A 16,593-nucleotide genomic window follows, 5' to 3' on the forward strand; every position below is an offset into this window, starting at 1 on the left:
CGGCGCTCAGGGGTAGAACCCCGGCCCGGCACGAGTGGAAAACTGCGTATCCTTGAAATCACGAATGTCGATTTCGCGATGAGGCAGTTCATTCACCCGTTGATGCGCGCCTTGCGCGATGCAGGGCATGAGGTTGAAGGGGGATGTGCAGAAGGGGAGCATTTATCCACCGTTCGTGCAGACGGCTTCGTCGTGCATGCTCTTCCCATGGCGCGGTCTTACTCGCCGTTCGCGCAGTGGCGCGCGCTACGGGCTATCGTCCGGCTCATCCGACGCACGCGCCCCGATCTCGTTCATGGGCATATGCCTATCAGCGGTTTTCTGGCGCGGGTTGCGGCGTGGTGGTGCGACGTGCCTCTCATTGCCTATACCTGCCATGGTTATCTGTTCAATCAACCCGGATCGTGGCGACGCAGGGCGTTGTCCTACGGGCTTGAATGGCTGGCAGGGCAGGTAACCGACCGCTACATGACTGTGTCACATGCCGAAGCGCGCGATGCTCGTCGTCTGCGTATCCACCCTTGGCCTGAAGCGGTTGGCAATGGTCGTGATCCGCAACTTTATCGGCCGGATGAGGCGGTCAGGCGGCAATATCGCCGAACACTGGGTCTTGACGATTCTCAGGTCGTTATTATCGCCGTGTCGCGTATCGTTCGTCACAAGGGATACCCAGAGCTTCTACGCGCTATGGAGGCTGTGCCTGGCGCCGTGCTGGTCATCGTGGGAGAGCGTCTCGCCTCTGATCATGGTGACAGCATGTCTGTCGAATTTGCGGAGGCTGCATCGGTACTCGGGGATCGATTGCGCCTTTTGGGCTATCGTAATGATACGCCACAGCTTTTGGCCGCAGCAGATATCTTCGCTTTGCCCAGCCATTTCGAGGGGCTGCCTATGTCGGTCATTGAGGCCATGCTGACCGGTCTGCCGGTTGTGGCGACCGATATACGGGGCCCGAACGAGCAGATCGTGCATGGTGAAACAGGCTTTCTGGTTTCTCCCGGCCTGGCGGCCCCTCTTGCCGACGCGCTCGATCAGCTTGTGAGTAATCCTGGGCTGCGGGCGACAATGGGGCGGGCCGGTCGGGCCCGTGCTGTGCAGCTCTATGACGAGAAGAAGGTTCTGGCTCGCGTGGTCACGCTGCTGAGCTGATCAGAGCCAGCCGTTCTGCCGAGCAATTCTGCTTGCCTCGACGCGGTTACGAGCCCCGATTTTCTGGATGATGTCAGAAAAACAGTTGCGCAGGGTGCCGGGTGTCAGCTCGAAAAATGTTGCTATCTGTTCGCTGGAGCGTCCGGATTCAACCAGGCGCAATATGGCGCGATCACGCGAGTTGAGCGGGTCATGGGCAGCATCCCACACTTTCTGGGCGAGAGAAGGATCGATGGCGCGCCCACCGCGTCCAACATTGCGTAACGCACCGGCAAGCTGACTCAGCGGCGCATCTTTCAGCAGATACCCCCGCACCCCCGCATTGAGCGCACGCTTCATATAGCCTGCTCGCGCAAATGTCGTCACGATGACGACCACAGTCCGGGCTTTCTCGGCCTGTAATGTCTCTGCCAGTTCGATGCCGCTCATACCGGGCATTTCGATATCAGTCAGAAGGATATCGGGTCGCTCGGACCGGCAAAGGGTCAGAGCCTCCAGACCACTCGCGGCTTTGCCAACAACCTCGAAATCCGGTTCCATCGATAAAAGCGCTTCAAAAGCGTCGCGCACCATGGCCTGGTCTTCAGCCAGAACGAGGCGCAGCTTCTGCCTCATGACGGGTCTCCAAGCGAGATGACGAGGGTCAGGCCGTCAGGACGAGAAGTCAGGACAAGTCGTCCATCGATTTCAGCCAGACGCCGACGCATTCCGCTTATACCATTCCCTTCGCGGAATGATATCAAAATATTGCCGGGTTGAGGGCGATCCGTCAGATCGCTGATGATGAGGTGCGCCGCGCCGAATGCAGCACGCCGAAACTCGATGTGGCACGATACGGCGTTGGCATGACGCAGGATATTGGTCAGCGCCTCACGCAAGGCTTGTGCCAGAACCGCCTCCGCCCGTGCGGGCATCAGGCCGGGTTCGCCTGTGATATCGGTCTTTATGCCTGCGTCATGCAGCACGGCGACTCCCGCAGCAAGTTCGTGGGAAAGAGAGGCGACGCGCATGTCCGATACGACAAGACGCGTTTCTGCCAGTGCATCGCGGGCCTTCCGACCGATTTCTTCCAGTTCGCTTTGCGCCTTGTCGGTGTCATGAGGCAGATGACGCCTTGCCAGATCGGATTTGAGCGCGATCACGGTCAGAGACTGGCCAAGCGTGTCATGCAGGTCACGCGCAAGGCGCTCACGTTCTGCGACAAGGGTGAGGGATCTTATCTCTTCCTGCGCTGCAGCAAGCGCCTCATTCCGCTGATGCAGATCCATAGAAAGCGTCATGGTGGCAAATGTGCCAACGGCAACGATGATTGTGATCAGGCAGCCGACAAGATCCTCATAGGCGAGCCATGTCAGTAAAGCGCATACGATCAGAATGGCGGCAAGCAGGGCATGAGCGAGCCGGCGGTTTTCGATCGCACCACATGTTGCGGCGGCGGAGATGAAGAACACCCCCCAGTAGCCGTGAAAAGGGATAAGCAGAATGCCGATGGCAGCGTAAACTACGGCCCTGAGCGCAACAGGCATGGCAAGCCTGCCCGGCAGAAACGGCAGCACAAGGAATACCATTGCTCCCGCGATGAAGGCGGCCGCTCCCGACAGGCTCCCTCCATGAGCGAGCCAGGGGAGCGGGAAGAGAAGCAGGTAGATGGCCGAAATGCTGCGGCGAAAGGCAATACGCGAGCGGGACCCGGGGGCGAAAGACATGACAGCGCCTCTGTTCATTGCGGGGCGGGGAGATCAGGCTTCAGGATGCGAGGCGAGTTTCGGTTTCGTCACCTCGTGCCGGGATGCGTGCACTCCGTACGAGGCGCCATAGCGCCCCGATCCAGCAAGCAAGTGCTGTCCCAAGCCCAGCGACAGCACTGTGCAAAGGCTGATTCAGGCTAAGCGACATCATGGTGACAATGAGAATGGCGATACCCGTGTAGACATGTACAGGCTCGTCCATGGCTCGCCCCAATGGCAGGTAAGAGGCACCAATGATGAGACCCGCAGAAACGAGCATCAGGTCAGGTCGGTGCAGCATGGACAAAACCATGCCGGTAGCCAAAAGAGCCAAGACCCTCAGTCTGCGGGCCTGCCGAGCCAGACGATGATGATGAACTCTCTCGGGCTTACCCTGCGTGATGTCTCTTCTCAGGAAGCCCCAACCCAGAGGCAGAGAGATCACCGCCGTCACAATCAGTCCTTGAGACGGGGCAATGCCAAGTGCTGTCAGTCCTCGCATGCTCCAGAGGGCCGCGAATAACAGCCCGGTAAGATCTGTAAGGGCATAGCGCCATGAGTTCTGGACGGGGGTCGATAGCATGTCACGTTCTCTCGTTCTCAGGACAACGGAGACCACGATGGTGTATCGGCCGGGCGCACAACAGTGAGAAGAGTCAGGTGGCTGAATGACCTGGCATTACAAAGTGCTTAGCTTGAACCCGGCACGAGCAGAAGGTTGCAGCGAAGGAAGCCGGGCGTAGTTTTGCGTACACAACTCGTGATGCTGTGCATGGACCAGGGTCCACCGGACTGGGATCGATCCCGCCAGGCTCTCCCGCGCCCAGGCCGAGTACGCTCATTGAGGTCTTGCGGTCCTGATTAAAGAGGATATCCGGCAGTGCCATTGCGGTTGTTGATCCGGGGTGAAAATCGACGCTGACATAGCGCTGACGCCCGAGCTGGCTGCATCAAAAAAATGATGAGTGCTTCCTGATCATTTCAGGCAATGAGAAGATCTTCAGGATTGATTTGCAGCGAGCCAGGGAAGCGTTTCCGATGGTCGGGCATCAAACGTGGACAGGCAACAGAGGAGAGCACTCCCGGACGGCTTTCTGGCCGCCGGGAGTGGGCGGAGACATGATCCGCCCGAACAAGGCTGGCGAAACCTGCGGGAGCGTTTCCGTATTGGAATGGCTTTGCCGCGACGAGTTCGAAACAGCCGTACAGCCACGCCCCCAGAGGCGTGATCAGACGATACGCAGCAGCAGGTGGCGCTTCTTGCCAGAGGAGAGCTTGAGCACCCCTTCTGCAAGATCGTCCGGACCGATGATCCGGTTCTCGTCCTGAATGGGCTGATCGTTCAGCCTTGCGCCGCCTCCCCTGATCAGACGGCGTGCTTCGCTGTTTGTCGCTACCAGCCCCGACTCGCCGAATAGACGGAACGCCGGAATACCAGCCTCCAGTTCTGCACGCGGCAGGTCGCGCGAGGGAAGATCAGCGGCAACGGCACCGGCCTCGAAAGTCTGCCGTGCAGTTTCGGCGGCAGCTTGAGCGGCGTCGCGGCCGTGGCAGATGGCCGTGGCTTCGGTGGCGAGGATTTTCTTTGCCTCGTTGATTTCGGCCCCTTCAAGCGCACCGAGACGATCGCATTCCTCAACGGGGAGATCCGTAAAGAACTTCAGGAAGCGGCCAACATCGGCATCTTCCGTGTTGCGCCAGAACTGCCAGTATTCGAAGACCGGCAGTTTTTCAGCGCTCACCCAGGTGGCACCCTTGGCCGATTTGCCCATTTTCACACCGGATGATGTCGTTACCAGCGGTGTCGTCAGGCCAAAGACCTGCTTGCCATCCGTGCGACGCGCTAGATCAATGCCGGCAACGATATTGCCCCACTGGTCGGAGCCGCCCATCTGAAGCACGGCTCCAAAGCGCCGGTTCAGTTCACGGAAGTCATAGGATTGCAGGATGGAATAGTTGAACTCTAGGAAAGTCAGGCCCTGCTCGCGGTCCAGGCGCTGCTTGACGCTCTCGAATGACAGCATGCGGCTGATCGAGAAATGCACGCCGACATCCTGCAGCAATTCAATATAGGACAGGCGATCGAGCCAGTCGGCATTATTGACCAGCATGGCATCGCTCGATCCGGTGCCGAAATTCAGGAACTGGCGCAGGCTGATCTCGATTCCGGACAGATTATGCGCCAGCTTTTCTGGGCTCATCAGCGCTCTTGCTTCGTCGCGGAACGAGGGATCGCCGATCTTGGCTGTGCCGCCGCCCATGAGGGCAATCGGGCGATGGCCGTGCTTCTGCATCAGGCGCAGCATCATGATGGAGAGGGCATTGCCCACATGCAGCGAGTCCGCTGTTGGGTCGAAGCCGATATAGCCTGCCACCGGGCCCTTGCTCATCGCTTCGTCAAGCGCGACAAGGTCGGTGCACTGGAAAATATAGCCCCGAGCCTGAGCCTCTTTCAGGAAAGGACTTTTCAGCGCGTGCTCTGCCATATCGGGTCATCCATCAGAATAGGGTCAAGGCTGGGGGTCCTAGCATGAAACTGCCCGGAAGCCGACCGGGCACGCAGAGCTGCCCCCCTAAAAAAGTAAATCGCCAATAAAAAAGGCGGGGTATACCCCGCCTTTTCAACAGATCCGATGCCTTTCAGGCGTCAGTCGGCAGCGATAGCCAGAACGCGACGGTTGCGCATGACAGTCACATGGTCTTCCAGCGCGTGGGCGACCTTGTCGGCCTCGCTGGCAAAGATGTGGTTGGCGCCCTCAAAGACACGGTAATCAACCTCGACATTCTTTTGCGTGTTCAGCTTGTCGACCAGCTTGCGGATGCCCGGCTCCGGGGCCATGTCATCCTTGTCGCCAGCAATCATGAGGCCACCGCAGGGGCAGGGGGCCAGAAAGCCGAAATCATAGTCATTGGCGGGTGGTGCCACGCTGATCCAGCCGCTGATTTCAGGGCGACGCATCAGAAGCTGCATGCCCACGAACGCACCGAAAGAGTAGCCGGCAATCCACAACTCGCTTGAGTTCGGGTTGACCATCTGCATCCAGTCCAGCGCGGCTGCGGCGTCTGAAATTTCTCCGATACCGCCATCATAGCGGCCTTGCGAACGCCCCACGCCACGCGAATTGTAGCGCATGACGGAAAAACCCATTTTTTCGAACGACCGGTACATCGTGTAGGTAATGCGGTTGTTCATGGTCCCGCCATGAAGCGGGTGCGGATGCAGAACCAGAGCGAGCGGCGCGTTGGGCTCGTCAGAATGGTGGTAACGACCCTCCAACCGGCCATCAGGGCCGGCGAACATGACTTCTGGCATCAAAATGCTTCCGAATTATGCCCCTGTCTGAGGGCGTGCCCTGCAGGGGATATGTGTTTTTTATGGGAGATGAGGCTATGCCTGAAGACCCGGAGGCTTGTTGCTCCAGACCTGTTCAGGGACAGGTCATGATGATTGACGCAGATCTCTCAGCGAAGCGGCACCGTGGCGACACGTACCGAAGGGAAGGCTGGTCGGGCGTGAAAACCATGTAGGGATTCGGCAGGCGTTGAAACGCGCATGGACTAGCTCCTCAACGGTAAGGGAATATCAAGCGGATATTCCCTGAAGCGGCGCGGGCCCCGTGGGAGGGATTTCTCTCTCAGGGGCAGATCACCACGCCATCATTGGCGCAGTGTATAACGATGCTGACAGGTAAAATTCCACAGAAATCGTCACAACACGCCATTTCCCTTTCCTGCGCTTTTGACTTGCACTTGGTGAGCGCAAGCCGATCTATAGGAAGATGACCGTTTATCTTGATGCCAATGCTACTGACGTTTTGCGTGATGAAGCCAGATTGGCGATGCTTGAGGCACTGGCGCTTAAGGGCAATCCCTCCTCGGTGCATGGGCCGGGACGCGTTGCGCGTCGGGCGCTGGAGGAGGCGCGTGACCGCATGGGTCGCTATTGCGGCGTAGGGCCGGAGCAGGTCGTTTTCACCTCGGGCGGAACCGAGGCGAACATGCTGGCCATACACGCCCTGACGCAGGGCGATAGCCTGCCCGGCGGGACGACGCGACGGCTGCTGATTGGCGCGACGGAGCATGACGCCGTAAGGATGGCGCGTCCTGATGCCGCGATCCTGCCCGTGCTGGCAGATGGGACACTCTGCCTCGATGCCCTGGAAAAGGCGCTTGCTGATGGCGCGCCGGCGCTCGTTTGCTGCATGGCCGCCAATAACGAGACGGGGATTATTCATCCGACGCAGGAAATCGCTGCGCTCTGCGCACGCTACGGGGCTCTGCTCCATGTCGACGCGGTGCAGGTGGCGGGGCGTATGGCGTTACCCCTTGGTTCGGTCGCAAGCCTCGCACTGTCCGGGCACAAGGCCGGTGGCATCATGGGCGCGGGCGCCTTGATTCTGGGAGCAGAGGGACACATCACCCCGCTCATCCGCGGCGGTGGCCAGGAGCGTGGCAGACGCGGAGGCACTCCGCCACTCCCCGCAATCCTTGGTATGATGGCCGCGCTTGAAGCATCCCGCCAACAGGACTGGCGCGAGATTGCAAGGCTTCGTGACAAGGTGGATGAAGCGGCGCTCGCCTGCGGTGCGCGCGTAACCGGAGATCGCATGGCACCGCGCCTGCCCAACACGACTTCTCTGATCTTGTGGGGTGTGCCGGCACAGACACAACTCATGATGCTGGACCTGCAGGGCTTTGCCGTTTCAACGGGGTCGGCCTGCTCCTCCGGCAAGGTCTCGGCCTCCCATGTCCTTCAGGCCATGGGGCTGGGTGAGGCAGCCGCCAATGCCATCCGCGTCTCATTGCCCTGGAACATCACCGAGGAGCAGATTGACCGTTTTATCGAGGCCTATACGTCCATGGCGCTTCGTCTGGGGGCCAAGGCAGCGTGATCTATCTCGATAATCAGGCAACGACGCGTTGTGATCCCGAGGTCGTGGCGGCCATGCTGCTCTGGTTCAGCGAGTATTACGGCAATCCGCACAGCGAAGGGCACGCGGCAGGTGAGGCGGCAGCCCGTGCTGTTGAAGAGGCACGTGCTGCCATTGCGGCGCTGATCGGGGCGCAGTCACGCGAGATCATCTTTACCTCCGGCGCCACCGAGGCGAATAATCTGGCGATCAAGGGCGCAGCCCGGTTTCTGGCCCGCCAGAACAGTCCGAAGCGTCGCATCATTACTGTTGCGACAGAGCATAAATGTGTTCTGGAGTCGGTGCGCGATCTGGCAGCAGAAGGGTTCGAGCCCGTCATCTTGCCTGTCGGACCCGACGGCTTGCTCGCGCCCGAAACCTTGGCCGCTGCCCTGTCGCAACCGACGGCTCTGGTCAGTGTCATGACGGTCAATAACGAGACAGGCATCGTTCAGGATATTCCGCGCCTGTCTGCCATGGCCCGTGAGGCAGGTGCGCTGTTCCACACCGATGCCGCACAGGCCGCTGGCAAGATGGCGCTTGATTGCGGTCTGGTCGACCTGATGTCGCTGTCGGCCCATAAGTTCTACGGGCCCAAAGGCATCGGGGCGCTTTATGTACGCCATCGGCCAAGGGCGCGCCTTCTTCCCCTGTTCTCCGGGGGCGGGCAGGAGAGGGGATTGCGCTCGGGCACCTTGCCGACACCCCTGATCGCCGGATTTGGAAAGGCGGCAACGCTGGCAAAGGCGCTGATGCCGCAGGAGCAGCAGCGCCTTGCCGGTCTGCGCGACCAGCTTCTGGCGGGGCTTGAGGAGATCTTTCCCGGGGTGCGCGCCAATGGTGCTTCGTCGCCTCGAATTGGCGGCGCTCTCAACCTCATCTTCCCCGAAGGGGTCGAGGCAAGGGCCCTTATGGCAGCGCTGCCTGATGTGGCCTTGTCCACCGGATCAGCCTGTACCTCGGCTGATGTCACGCCTTCCTATGTTCTGACGGCAATGGGGCTTGATGCAAAAGACGCGGCACGATGCTTGCGTCTGTCGGTCGGACGCTTTACCTCCACGCCCGAGATCGTGCAGGCGCTGGGATATTTCCGTCAGGCAGCCTGCGAGGTCTATCGCACCTCGTAACGAAGAAGCAGGGTAGAAACACTATGCCACACATGATTTTCGTCGAGCAGGACGGCACCCGCAGGGAAGTCGATGCGCCGGTCGGCCTCTCCGTGCTTGAAGTTGCCCACAAGCACGACATCGAGCTCGAAGGCGCCTGCGAGGGCTCGCTGGCCTGCGCCACCTGTCATGTGATTGTCGATCCTGAATGGGCCGACAAGCTTTCGGCGCCGACAGACGACGAGGAAGACATGCTCGATCTCGCCTTCGGGCTCGAAAAGACTTCCCGTCTCGGCTGTCAGATCGTTATGACCGATGCGCTGGACGGTCTGGTTGTGCGTCTGCCCAAGGCTTCCTGAAGCCTGAAATTCCGTTTTTTGAAAAGTAGAGAGATCTCATGCGTATCCTAGTTGCCATGTCGGGAGGCGTGGACAGTTCCGTAGTGGCCGCGCTCCTGAAACAGGAAGGGCATGAGGTCATCGGCGCCACGTTGCAGCTTTATGATCATGGTCAGGCCGTGTCCAAGCCCGGTGCCTGCTGTGCGGGCCGTGACATTCTTGATGCGCGTGCCGTGGCCGACAGGCTCGATATCCCGCACTACGTCATCAATGCTGAAGATCGTTTTCGCAGCAGCGTGATGGCCAGTTTTGCTGACAGCTATGCACGTGGTGAAACGCCCGTGCCCTGCGTTGCGTGTAATCAGGGCGTCAAATTCACCGATCTGCTGAGCATGGCCCGTGATCTGGGCTGCGAGGCGATGGCGACCGGTCATTATGTGCGGCGTATCGAGGGTGAGGAGCGGTCGGAACTGCATCGCCCGTCAGATAGCTCGCGCGATCAGTCATGGTTCCTGTTCGCAACCACGCAGGACCAGCTCGATTATCTGCGCTTTCCGCTTGGCGATATGCCGAACAAGGATGCAGTGCGTCAGAAAGCCGAGGAATTCGGACTGGCAATCGCGGCCAAGCCCGATAGTCAGGATATCTGCTTCGTTCCCACCGGCACCTATGCCGAAGTGGTTGAGAAGCTGCGCCCGGAAACCAGCGGGACTGGCGAGATCGTCGATGAGACAGGGCGTATCCTGGGCCAGCATGAGGGCATCGCGCGCTACACGGTCGGGCAGAGCAAACGCCTGGGTGACATCCACACGAAGGATGGCCGCCGCCAGATTGTCAAACGCATTGACGCCACGACGCGCCGTATCATCGTGGGCCCCAAGGAAAATGCCGGGCGGAGCGAATTCGCCCTGCGCGACATGAACTGGCTGATCGATGCGCCAGAAGTCGGCGTGCGCTGCCAGGTGCAGATCCGGGCCCGCGAGGTGACGCGTGACGCCTGGGTCTATCCTCTTGCGGGTGGCGCACGTGTCGTGCTGGATGAGGCAGCCATGCCTGCGCCCGGACAGGCCTGCGTCCTTTATCAAGAGAGCAGGGTTCTGGGCGGGGGCTTCATTCTCGCCTGAACAGGACCATTGTTATGGATCGCCTCGTCATTGGAACGCGCCGCTACTCCTCTTGGTCTCTGAGAGGGTGGCTCGCCGTGCGTTGCGCCGGGCTGGACGTGCCGGATGAGGTCATCGCCTTGCGCGGGGGCGGACAGACGAGCGAGATCCATGCGATCTCCCCAAATGGGATGGTGCCCTATCTGGTGCATCAGGGTGCCAGGATATGGGAAAGCCTTGCGATCTGCGAATACTGCGCTGAGATCGCGCCCATATTATGGCCGGCCGATCGCGTGGCCCGCGCCGTGGCCCGCAGCGTGGCCAGTGAGATGCATGCAGGCTTTCGCGCCTTGCGTATCGCTATGCCTATGAATCTCGGTCGGACAAAGCGTCCTTTGCTCGAAACCGGCGATGACGTGCTGGCGGACATCGCCAGAATCGATCGGATATGGTGCGAGACACGCGAGCGCTTCGGTGCAACCGGTCCTTATCTTTTTGGCGCCGATTTCTGCATTGCTGATATCATGTTTGCACCGGTAGTCTCGCGTTTCACCTCCTATGGAGTAACGCTCTCGCCTATTGCTGAAGCCTATCGGCAGACGGTGCTCGATCATCCCCTCATGCGGGAATGGGCGCGTCTCGCGGCGCTGGAACCCACCTCGTGGCATCTGGAGCGTTACGAGGCACTCAACTGAGCGCCATAGTGACAGCCTTGATGCGCAAGGGCTCTGCCTCGCATTGAGGCATTGTGCTTCATAACGCCCCTAAACACCGGCTTGATAGTAGTTATGGACGGGGCCGAATGATCTTGGATAGGGTCCTATTCCTGTTTCATCACTTCGAACACTTTAACGGCGGTAAATTGCTTGGGAATTCGTTACCTATTGCTTAGAGGTGGTCACGGTGCGCTTCACGGTATTGATTGAAATTCCCAAAATAAAAAATCGTGCTGCTGTATAAGACAATTTTATTACCGTCAGCTGATTTTTGGATTTATGTAGTCTGTTAACTAATAGATTGCGCGTTTTTGACAGTTCGGGCTTGGCGATCGTTACCAAGGCGGGTATAAGCCGCGCCAAACCAGCCATGCCGTTTTGCTCAGGATACGGGTTTGGGCCCTCCTCTCCTGCAACGCATATGACGGGACGGCGCGGCTCAAGCGACTTGCGTTAAGGACAGACGTGCATGATCACGCTCCCACCGGATTATCGGCCCTCCGACGACGAAGAGTTCATGAATCCGCTTCAGGTGGAGTTCTTCAGGCAGAAACTGCTGCGTTGGCGCAATGACCTCCTTAAGGAGGCTAATCTGACGCTCGCCAGTCTGTCCGAAGGGGGAATTCACGAGGCCGACGTCACTGATCGCGCCAGTGTCGAGACAGACAGAGCTCTGGAGTTGAGAACGCGTGACCGTGCTCGCAAGCTGATTGGCAAGATCAACCTTGCCTTGCAGCGTGTCGAGAACGGTTCCTACGGCTTCTGCGAAGAAACGGGTGAGCCTATTGGCCTTCGTCGCCTTGAGGCCCGCCCCATTGCAACGATGTCGATCGAAGCGCAGGAGCGTCATGAGCGTATGGAAAAAATTCATCGCGACGACTGATTCTTTTTACAAAAAAGCGCTTTCGGGGCTTGCAGCTTTCAGGCTGAGAAGCTACGAAGCGCTCCAGTTGCTGCTGTAGCTCAGTGGTAGAGCACTCCCTTGGTAAGGGAGAGGTCGCGAGTTCAATCCTCGCTAGCAGCACCATGATTTTCCTGACATTTTTCTCCGCCGCACGCGAGACGCATTTCCCCGTCGAGCGCTGATAGCGCATGGTATGACACTACGCTCAGGTTTTTGCTGGCTACGTGGCTTCTGGACAAACAGAGCCTAGCCGAATGCTCCGGGCCGGTACCGTTGGTTCTCTCTGATCCGTTTCCATTCTCTGCCTCGGCCCTGATACGTCGCGGGATATGGATTGAAGCTGACAGTGGCTCAAGCCGTAAATCGATCCCTGCAGACAGATGGCCTGCTACACACAGCATTCCCCCGGCCTCAGGCATAAGGTGGGTATTTCCTCCCTTGCTGGCTGGTCAAGACGTTCCGGGTGGAGCGCACATGTCTTGCGATGCCTGACCTGGATTATGGCGTCGGCGGTGCGGTGCAGGATGCTGACAGGCGTCTGCCGATCGTTCCCATGAGGACAACATTGGAAAGTTTGTCTATTTTTTCGTATCTCGGCCTGATTGCCCGGTTCGATGACTAACGCATCGACCTGACGCTTGAGGTGCAGCGCCATGGGGACAAGCGAGGTGTCCCCATGGCACTCACATGCGCTATTTCATCGCTCAGCCTGTCAGTTCAGTTTTTCGTAGGCTTTGTGTCATCGGCATTTGCCGCATGTCTGCTGTTCATGGCGAGGTGATTGACCAGATTATAAAGGCCCAGCCATTTTGAGCCTTCGGCTGGACGCGGCCAGAAACGGGCCGCGACGGCACATGATGCCACAACGAAAGTTCCAAGCACCGTAAGGTCGGAAGCCAGTTCAGCCGGGATTATCGGCATAATGGACGTGTAAAACGCCTGCCAGTCGAGATCCATTGTCAGATTACCTTTGACGATTTGGATGGAACGATGATCAGGCGCAACTCGGCACACCTGTCACGGGTTGACCGAAATAGACGGCGCGCTCGAGTTGGCGGCGCCTCCTGAGACCTGCAAGAACCACCATCCGGCCGTTCACACTGGCTTTGTCCCAGCGGAGCAACTGCTCACCGGCGGCTGTGTATTGGCCCTGATTGAGCAGGGTGCGCAGAGTGGAGCGATACATGGCCGCGCTACCGATATTGAATTGCCATGACAGGAGGGCGGCCTCCTGAGTAGGTAACAATGGTACTGAAATCGCTTTACGCAATTTTTCGCGTAGATCGATAAGAGTGCATCTCAGCAGGCTGATTGCGCTCTTTTCTGTCAGTTGGGGCGTTTCGGGGGTAACCGGGCTACCATCAGCGAGAAACCGGTTGCCAATGCCAATCGTCCAGTATCCAGCAGGGCATCGGTAGGGGGCGAGGCGTAGTCCCTCAACATCGTCACGACGCAAAAGCGCCGTAGCAACTTCGATTGAATTGCTCATTATATTTCTCATTACTTGTAATCTATTGTTTAATGACGTTCGGCATCCGTCAGTTACGTGCTGGAAACCCAGATGTTTTCTGCAAAACTTCTGTCAGCAGGCTGTGGGTGTGTTGGAAATTTTTCTTTTGCCCACTTACGGCGGGAATGTCTGGATCGTTCCACCGTGCTTGCAACAGGCGCAGGGATGCTGCTGTGCAGCTCGTAAGCACAGAGAGCGGCCATCCCTGGTCTGGACCCGTAGAATGCTCTGCCCTGATCGCGTATCGGCGATGTAGATCCTGAAGAGAAGCGGATGGTAAGTTCCACCTCGAACACAGATATACGTTCAGGTAATTACATTGATATCATATCTTGGATTATATGTGAATATCATATTCGATTGATCAATATTTCCATTGAAAACAGATATGATAGATAGAAACTCCGGTGTTCGTCTGCGATTGGGGGCAAAATAAGATCTCTGGCTACCTGGTTCGAGAGCAAGTCAGTCTGTCATTGAAACAATGACCTCGCCGCGAGCCTGTCATGGGCGGCTTGTGTCGGGTGGGAGCCTCGCTTGTTGGGGAACATGGAAGTGTGTGAAACCCTCCCGGCAAGGTTTCGTTTGATGCAGATGTGATGCCCCTCCGGCATTCACCGGGGGAGAAAATGTGAAGCAGCGCGACGACTGGCACCTGACAGACGAGCTTGATTATGAGCAGGGGCGAGGTGACCCGTTTGCCGCTGCTGTCCGGGCAACGCGCATGCCCATGGTGATCACGGATCCGGGTCAGTCAGATAATCCGATCGTTTTCTGCAATGTCGCTTTTCAGGAACTGACGGGTTATGACCGCGCCGAAATTATCGGCAGGAACTGCCGCTTTCTTCAGGGGCCTGAAACCGACCCTCATATGGTCGCGCGAGTTCGTGCAGCGATCGAGCAGGGGCACGACATCGACGTTGATTTGCTGAATTACCGCAAGGACGGTTCGACCTTCTGGAATGCGCTCTATCTCTCTCCCGTCCGCGACGCGAATGGTGATATCCGCTTTTTCTTCGCTTCCCAGCTCGATGTGACAGAGCGTGTGGAGGCGCAGCAGATCATCAACCACCAGAAGATTTTGGTGGAGCGTGAGGTTGAACGCCGAACGGCGGATCTACGTGATGCTCTGGAGGCGAAAACCATCCTCCTCCACGAAGTCGATCATCGTGTGAAGAATAATCTGACCATGATCGGGTCGCTTCTGCGTCTGCAAGCGCGCACGATTGACGACCCGGCTATCGTTGCGAAGCTCGACAGTATGCTTGAGCGTGTCGATGCCCTCGCTGTGGTCCACCGTCAGCTTTACCAGTCAGAGGATATTGCCGCGTTCGACATTGGCGGTTTCGTTGAAAACCTTGCACGCGACGTCGTCGGGTCGAGTGGTCGCACAAATATACGTCTCCTGTTGAAGGTGCGGCCGCTGATGGTTGATTCAGCCCATGCCTCTGCCCTTGGTCTCATCCTCAACGAGATCCTGACAAACGCTATCAAGCACGGTTTTGCCGATGGTCGGGCAGGTGTGCTCAGCCTGTTCGCCGGGGAGGAAAACGGGCTTGGCACGATCCGGATATGCGATGACGGTCCCGGCATGCTCTCAGTCAGACGAACCAGAAGCATAGGCGCGGCCCTGATCACCCGTCTTTCGCGTCAGGCTCAGGCTCAGGCCACATGGAGTGACAACGGTCCTGGCACCTGCGTCACGATCACTTTTCCCAAAAGCGATACTCTCTGATGGCAACTCCCATGGATGTCCTCATCGTTGAGGACGAAATGATCATCGCTATGGATATGGAAGCGCTGATACGTGACAGTGGTCATGAGGTGGTGGGAGCTGTTGCGTCGTTACAGGAGGTCGAGGCGCTGCCGGATCAGGTCAGTCCGCAACTCGCATTAGTTGATCTTCATCTTGCAGGGGGATCGAACGGGTTTGAGGTCTGTGCGCACATACGCGAGAGATGGCCGCAAGCCCTGATTATCTTCCTGACCGCTAACGTCTCGAAAATCCCCGAGGATTTTTCAGGGGCCCATGGTGTAATCGCCAAGCCATTTTCCCATGCTGGCGTGGTGAACGCATTGCGTTATCTGTCTGAGGGGGTGTTCGATCCACCGCCCTCTGTGCCGCGCCCATCAAGCCTCGCAACGTCAGAACATCTGCGCGAACGCTGGACGACCTGCGCCTGAGGCATGATCCGCGTCTGCTCAGGGGGCAACGATGTCTTGCTCATTGCACCCTGAGTGAGCAGCCAAAGGTTAGAGGATGCCGCCCGAGATCGGCATCGTAACGCCTGTAATATAACTTGCGTCCTCACTCAGCAGGAAAGCCACGGTGCCAGGAATTTCCTCGATGTCGCCAAGACGACGCATGGGAACACCAGCAACCATCTCCTTCTTGACTGTCTCCGGATCGGTCGAGAAATACTGCGTATTCGTGGCCGCTTGCAGCTCGGTCTGGCGGTCCCACATGAAGCCCGGCCCCATCAGCGCCGGGGCAATGCCATTGACCCGGATGTTATGAGGCGCGAGATCCTTGGAGGCGACTTGTGTCAGGCCGACCACGCCGAATTTCGACGAACCATAGGCGCCCATGTTCGGAGGGCCCTGCAGGCCTGCCATGCTGGCTGTGTTCACAATGCTGCCCGAACGGCGAGCAACCATGCGACGCGATACGGCACGCAGCACATGAAACGCCCCAACCAGATCGATATCGACAACGCGCTGGAAGTCTTCAACGGGGTACTCATGAATGGGTGCGAAGGCGCCCTGATAACCGGCATTATTGAACAGCAGGTCGATCGGGCCGACATCCTTCTCGGCGTAGTCAACGGCTTCCTCGACGCTGGTGTAGTTCGTAACGTCACAAACCACCGTCTTGACCTTCACACCATGCTCGGCGAACTGCTTCGCCGCTTCGTCGAGTTTGCCCTGATCGAGATCGAGCAGCACAACGTGACTGCCTTCTTTCGCCAGACGGCGTGCTACGGCGAGCCCGATATTGCCAGCGGCACCGGTCACGAGAGCTGTCTTGCCAGCGAAACGTTTCGTCTCACTCATTGGTTGTCATCCTTCATGGTCGTATCCCGGCCTTTCGACCGGGATACGCCGAAAGACCCTGCCTTGCCTTTAGCGG

At 58.3% G+C, this 16,593-nt stretch carries 17 protein-coding genes and 1 tRNA gene; 10 read left to right on the forward strand and 8 right to left on the reverse strand.

Features of this window, described 5'->3' with window-relative positions:
* Positions 1-42 precede the first annotated feature (42 nt).
* On the forward strand, positions 43-1,149 hold the full coding sequence (locus tag F3J08_RS00480) for a glycosyltransferase family 4 protein (protein WP_166928305.1): 1,107 nt from the start codon (positions 43-45) through the stop codon (positions 1,147-1,149).
* Here the strand turns inward: F3J08_RS00480 and F3J08_RS00485 are convergent, their stop codons facing one another.
* The 5 genes from F3J08_RS00485 to F3J08_RS00505 all read right to left on the reverse strand — a co-directional run bounded on the left by F3J08_RS00485 (position 1,150) and on the right by F3J08_RS00505 (position 6,189).
* Positions 1,150-1,764 (reverse strand): response regulator transcription factor, encoded by a 615-nt coding sequence (locus F3J08_RS00485; RefSeq protein WP_122039740.1) that lies wholly within the window; start codon positions 1,762-1,764, stop codon positions 1,150-1,152.
* Positions 1,761-2,855 carry a sensor histidine kinase gene (locus F3J08_RS00490; protein ID WP_166928029.1) on the reverse strand — a complete coding sequence of 365 codons (1,095 nt, stop codon included), beginning with the start codon at positions 2,853-2,855 and terminating at the stop codon, positions 1,761-1,763. Before F3J08_RS00490 ends, F3J08_RS00485 begins: the two co-directional genes overlap by 4 nt.
* Positions 2,856-2,895: 40 nt before the next feature.
* A complete protein-coding gene (locus F3J08_RS00495; protein ID WP_166928030.1) occupies positions 2,896-3,459 on the reverse strand; it encodes a hypothetical protein in 564 nt (187 codons plus the stop codon).
* Positions 3,460-4,105: 646 nt separating this feature from the next.
* Positions 4,106-5,362: a tyrosine--tRNA ligase gene (gene tyrS, locus F3J08_RS00500; protein WP_166928031.1), complete on the reverse strand. Its 1,257-nt coding sequence runs from the start codon at positions 5,360-5,362 to the stop codon at positions 4,106-4,108.
* A 161-nt stretch (positions 5,363-5,523) separates the two neighbouring features.
* Positions 5,524-6,189: an alpha/beta hydrolase gene (locus tag F3J08_RS00505; RefSeq protein ID WP_023979597.1), complete on the reverse strand. Its 666-nt coding sequence runs from the start codon at positions 6,187-6,189 to the stop codon at positions 5,524-5,526.
* Positions 6,190-6,655: 466 nt separating this feature from the next.
* On the opposite strand from F3J08_RS00505, the gene F3J08_RS00510 reads away from it, so the two are divergent.
* The 7 genes from F3J08_RS00510 (at position 6,656) to F3J08_RS00540 (ending at position 12,076) form a co-directional block, all read left to right on the forward strand.
* Complete coding sequence (locus F3J08_RS00510; protein ID WP_166928032.1) at positions 6,656-7,768, forward strand: cysteine desulfurase family protein; 1,113 nt, start codon at positions 6,656-6,658, stop codon at positions 7,766-7,768.
* Positions 7,765-8,913, forward strand: a complete 1,149-nt coding sequence (locus F3J08_RS00515) for a cysteine desulfurase family protein (RefSeq protein ID WP_166928033.1) — start codon at positions 7,765-7,767, stop codon at positions 8,911-8,913. Before F3J08_RS00510 ends, F3J08_RS00515 begins: the two co-directional genes overlap by 4 nt.
* Positions 8,914-8,936: 23 nt before the next feature.
* Positions 8,937-9,251, forward strand: a complete 315-nt coding sequence (locus tag F3J08_RS00520) for a ferredoxin family 2Fe-2S iron-sulfur cluster binding protein (protein ID WP_023979601.1) — start codon at positions 8,937-8,939, stop codon at positions 9,249-9,251.
* A gap of 38 nt (positions 9,252-9,289) precedes the next feature.
* Positions 9,290-10,354 carry a tRNA 2-thiouridine(34) synthase MnmA gene (mnmA, locus tag F3J08_RS00525; protein WP_166928034.1) on the forward strand — a complete coding sequence of 355 codons (1,065 nt, stop codon included), beginning with the start codon at positions 9,290-9,292 and terminating at the stop codon, positions 10,352-10,354.
* Positions 10,355-10,368: 14 nt separating this feature from the next.
* Positions 10,369-11,028, forward strand: coding sequence for a glutathione S-transferase family protein (locus tag F3J08_RS00530; protein ID WP_166928035.1), 660 nt, complete (start codon positions 10,369-10,371; stop codon positions 11,026-11,028).
* Between the two features lie 490 nt (positions 11,029-11,518).
* Positions 11,519-11,932: an RNA polymerase-binding protein DksA gene (gene dksA / locus F3J08_RS00535; protein ID WP_023979604.1), complete on the forward strand. Its 414-nt coding sequence runs from the start codon at positions 11,519-11,521 to the stop codon at positions 11,930-11,932.
* Positions 11,933-12,001: 69 nt separating this feature from the next.
* Positions 12,002-12,076, forward strand: a tRNA-Thr gene (locus F3J08_RS00540).
* Positions 12,077-12,670: 594 nt separating this feature from the next.
* On the opposite strand, the gene F3J08_RS00545 is transcribed toward F3J08_RS00540, so the two are convergent.
* Together F3J08_RS00545 and F3J08_RS00550 are read right to left on the reverse strand one after the other, a co-directional pair.
* Entirely contained in the window at positions 12,671-12,910 is a 240-nt protein-coding gene (locus F3J08_RS00545; RefSeq protein ID WP_122039751.1) for a hypothetical protein, read from the reverse strand.
* 37 nt (positions 12,911-12,947) lie between these two features.
* Positions 12,948-13,442, reverse strand: a complete 495-nt coding sequence (locus F3J08_RS00550; RefSeq protein WP_166928036.1) for a lysozyme — start codon at positions 13,440-13,442, stop codon at positions 12,948-12,950.
* A 652-nt stretch (positions 13,443-14,094) separates the two neighbouring features.
* Here F3J08_RS00550 and F3J08_RS00555 point away from each other — a divergent pair.
* Together F3J08_RS00555 and F3J08_RS00560 are read left to right on the forward strand one after the other, a co-directional pair.
* Positions 14,095-15,198, forward strand: coding sequence for a histidine kinase dimerization/phosphoacceptor domain -containing protein (locus F3J08_RS00555; RefSeq protein ID WP_166928037.1), 1,104 nt, complete (start codon positions 14,095-14,097; stop codon positions 15,196-15,198).
* Positions 15,198-15,647 (forward strand): response regulator, encoded by a 450-nt coding sequence (locus F3J08_RS00560; protein WP_166928038.1) that lies wholly within the window; start codon positions 15,198-15,200, stop codon positions 15,645-15,647. The genes F3J08_RS00555 and F3J08_RS00560 overlap by 1 nt, the downstream gene beginning before the upstream one ends.
* A gap of 69 nt (positions 15,648-15,716) precedes the next feature.
* On the opposite strand, the gene F3J08_RS00565 is transcribed toward F3J08_RS00560, so the two are convergent.
* A complete protein-coding gene (locus tag F3J08_RS00565) occupies positions 15,717-16,517 on the reverse strand; it encodes an SDR family NAD(P)-dependent oxidoreductase (RefSeq protein WP_166928039.1) in 801 nt (266 codons plus the stop codon).
* Positions 16,518-16,593: the final 76 nt, after the last annotated feature.

Source organism: Asaia sp. As-1742, assembly GCF_011753235.1.
In the GTDB taxonomy this organism is placed as follows: Bacteria; Pseudomonadota; Alphaproteobacteria; order Acetobacterales; family Acetobacteraceae; genus Asaia; species Asaia bogorensis_B.

Excerpts from the sequence above, each read along its gene's own strand:
- F3J08_RS00485 (WP_122039740.1), bottom strand. The coding sequence starts at position 1,764 with ATGAGGCAGAAGCTGCGCCTCGTTCTGGCTGAAGACCAGGCCATGGTG.
- F3J08_RS00490 (WP_166928029.1), bottom strand. The coding sequence starts at position 2,855 with ATGTCTTTCGCCCCCGGGTCCCGCTCGCGTATTGCCTTTCGCCGCAGC.
- F3J08_RS00495 (WP_166928030.1), bottom strand. The coding sequence starts at position 3,459 with ATGCTATCGACCCCCGTCCAGAACTCATGGCGCTATGCCCTTACAGAT.
- tyrS (WP_166928031.1), bottom strand. The coding sequence starts at position 5,362 with ATGGCAGAGCACGCGCTGAAAAGTCCTTTCCTGAAAGAGGCTCAGGCT.
- F3J08_RS00505 (WP_023979597.1), bottom strand. The coding sequence starts at position 6,189 with ATGCCAGAAGTCATGTTCGCCGGCCCTGATGGCCGGTTGGAGGGTCGT.
- F3J08_RS00510 (WP_166928032.1), top strand. The coding sequence starts at position 6,656 with ATGACCGTTTATCTTGATGCCAATGCTACTGACGTTTTGCGTGATGAA.
- F3J08_RS00520 (WP_023979601.1), top strand. The coding sequence starts at position 8,937 with ATGCCACACATGATTTTCGTCGAGCAGGACGGCACCCGCAGGGAAGTC.
- mnmA (WP_166928034.1), top strand. The coding sequence starts at position 9,290 with ATGCGTATCCTAGTTGCCATGTCGGGAGGCGTGGACAGTTCCGTAGTG.
- F3J08_RS00530 (WP_166928035.1), top strand. The coding sequence starts at position 10,369 with ATGGATCGCCTCGTCATTGGAACGCGCCGCTACTCCTCTTGGTCTCTG.
- dksA (WP_023979604.1), top strand. The coding sequence starts at position 11,519 with ATGATCACGCTCCCACCGGATTATCGGCCCTCCGACGACGAAGAGTTC.
- F3J08_RS00545 (WP_122039751.1), bottom strand. The coding sequence starts at position 12,910 with ATGGATCTCGACTGGCAGGCGTTTTACACGTCCATTATGCCGATAATC.
- F3J08_RS00550 (WP_166928036.1), bottom strand. The coding sequence starts at position 13,442 with ATGAGCAATTCAATCGAAGTTGCTACGGCGCTTTTGCGTCGTGACGAT.
- F3J08_RS00560 (WP_166928038.1), top strand. The coding sequence starts at position 15,198 with ATGGCAACTCCCATGGATGTCCTCATCGTTGAGGACGAAATGATCATC.
- F3J08_RS00565 (WP_166928039.1), bottom strand. The coding sequence starts at position 16,517 with ATGAGTGAGACGAAACGTTTCGCTGGCAAGACAGCTCTCGTGACCGGT.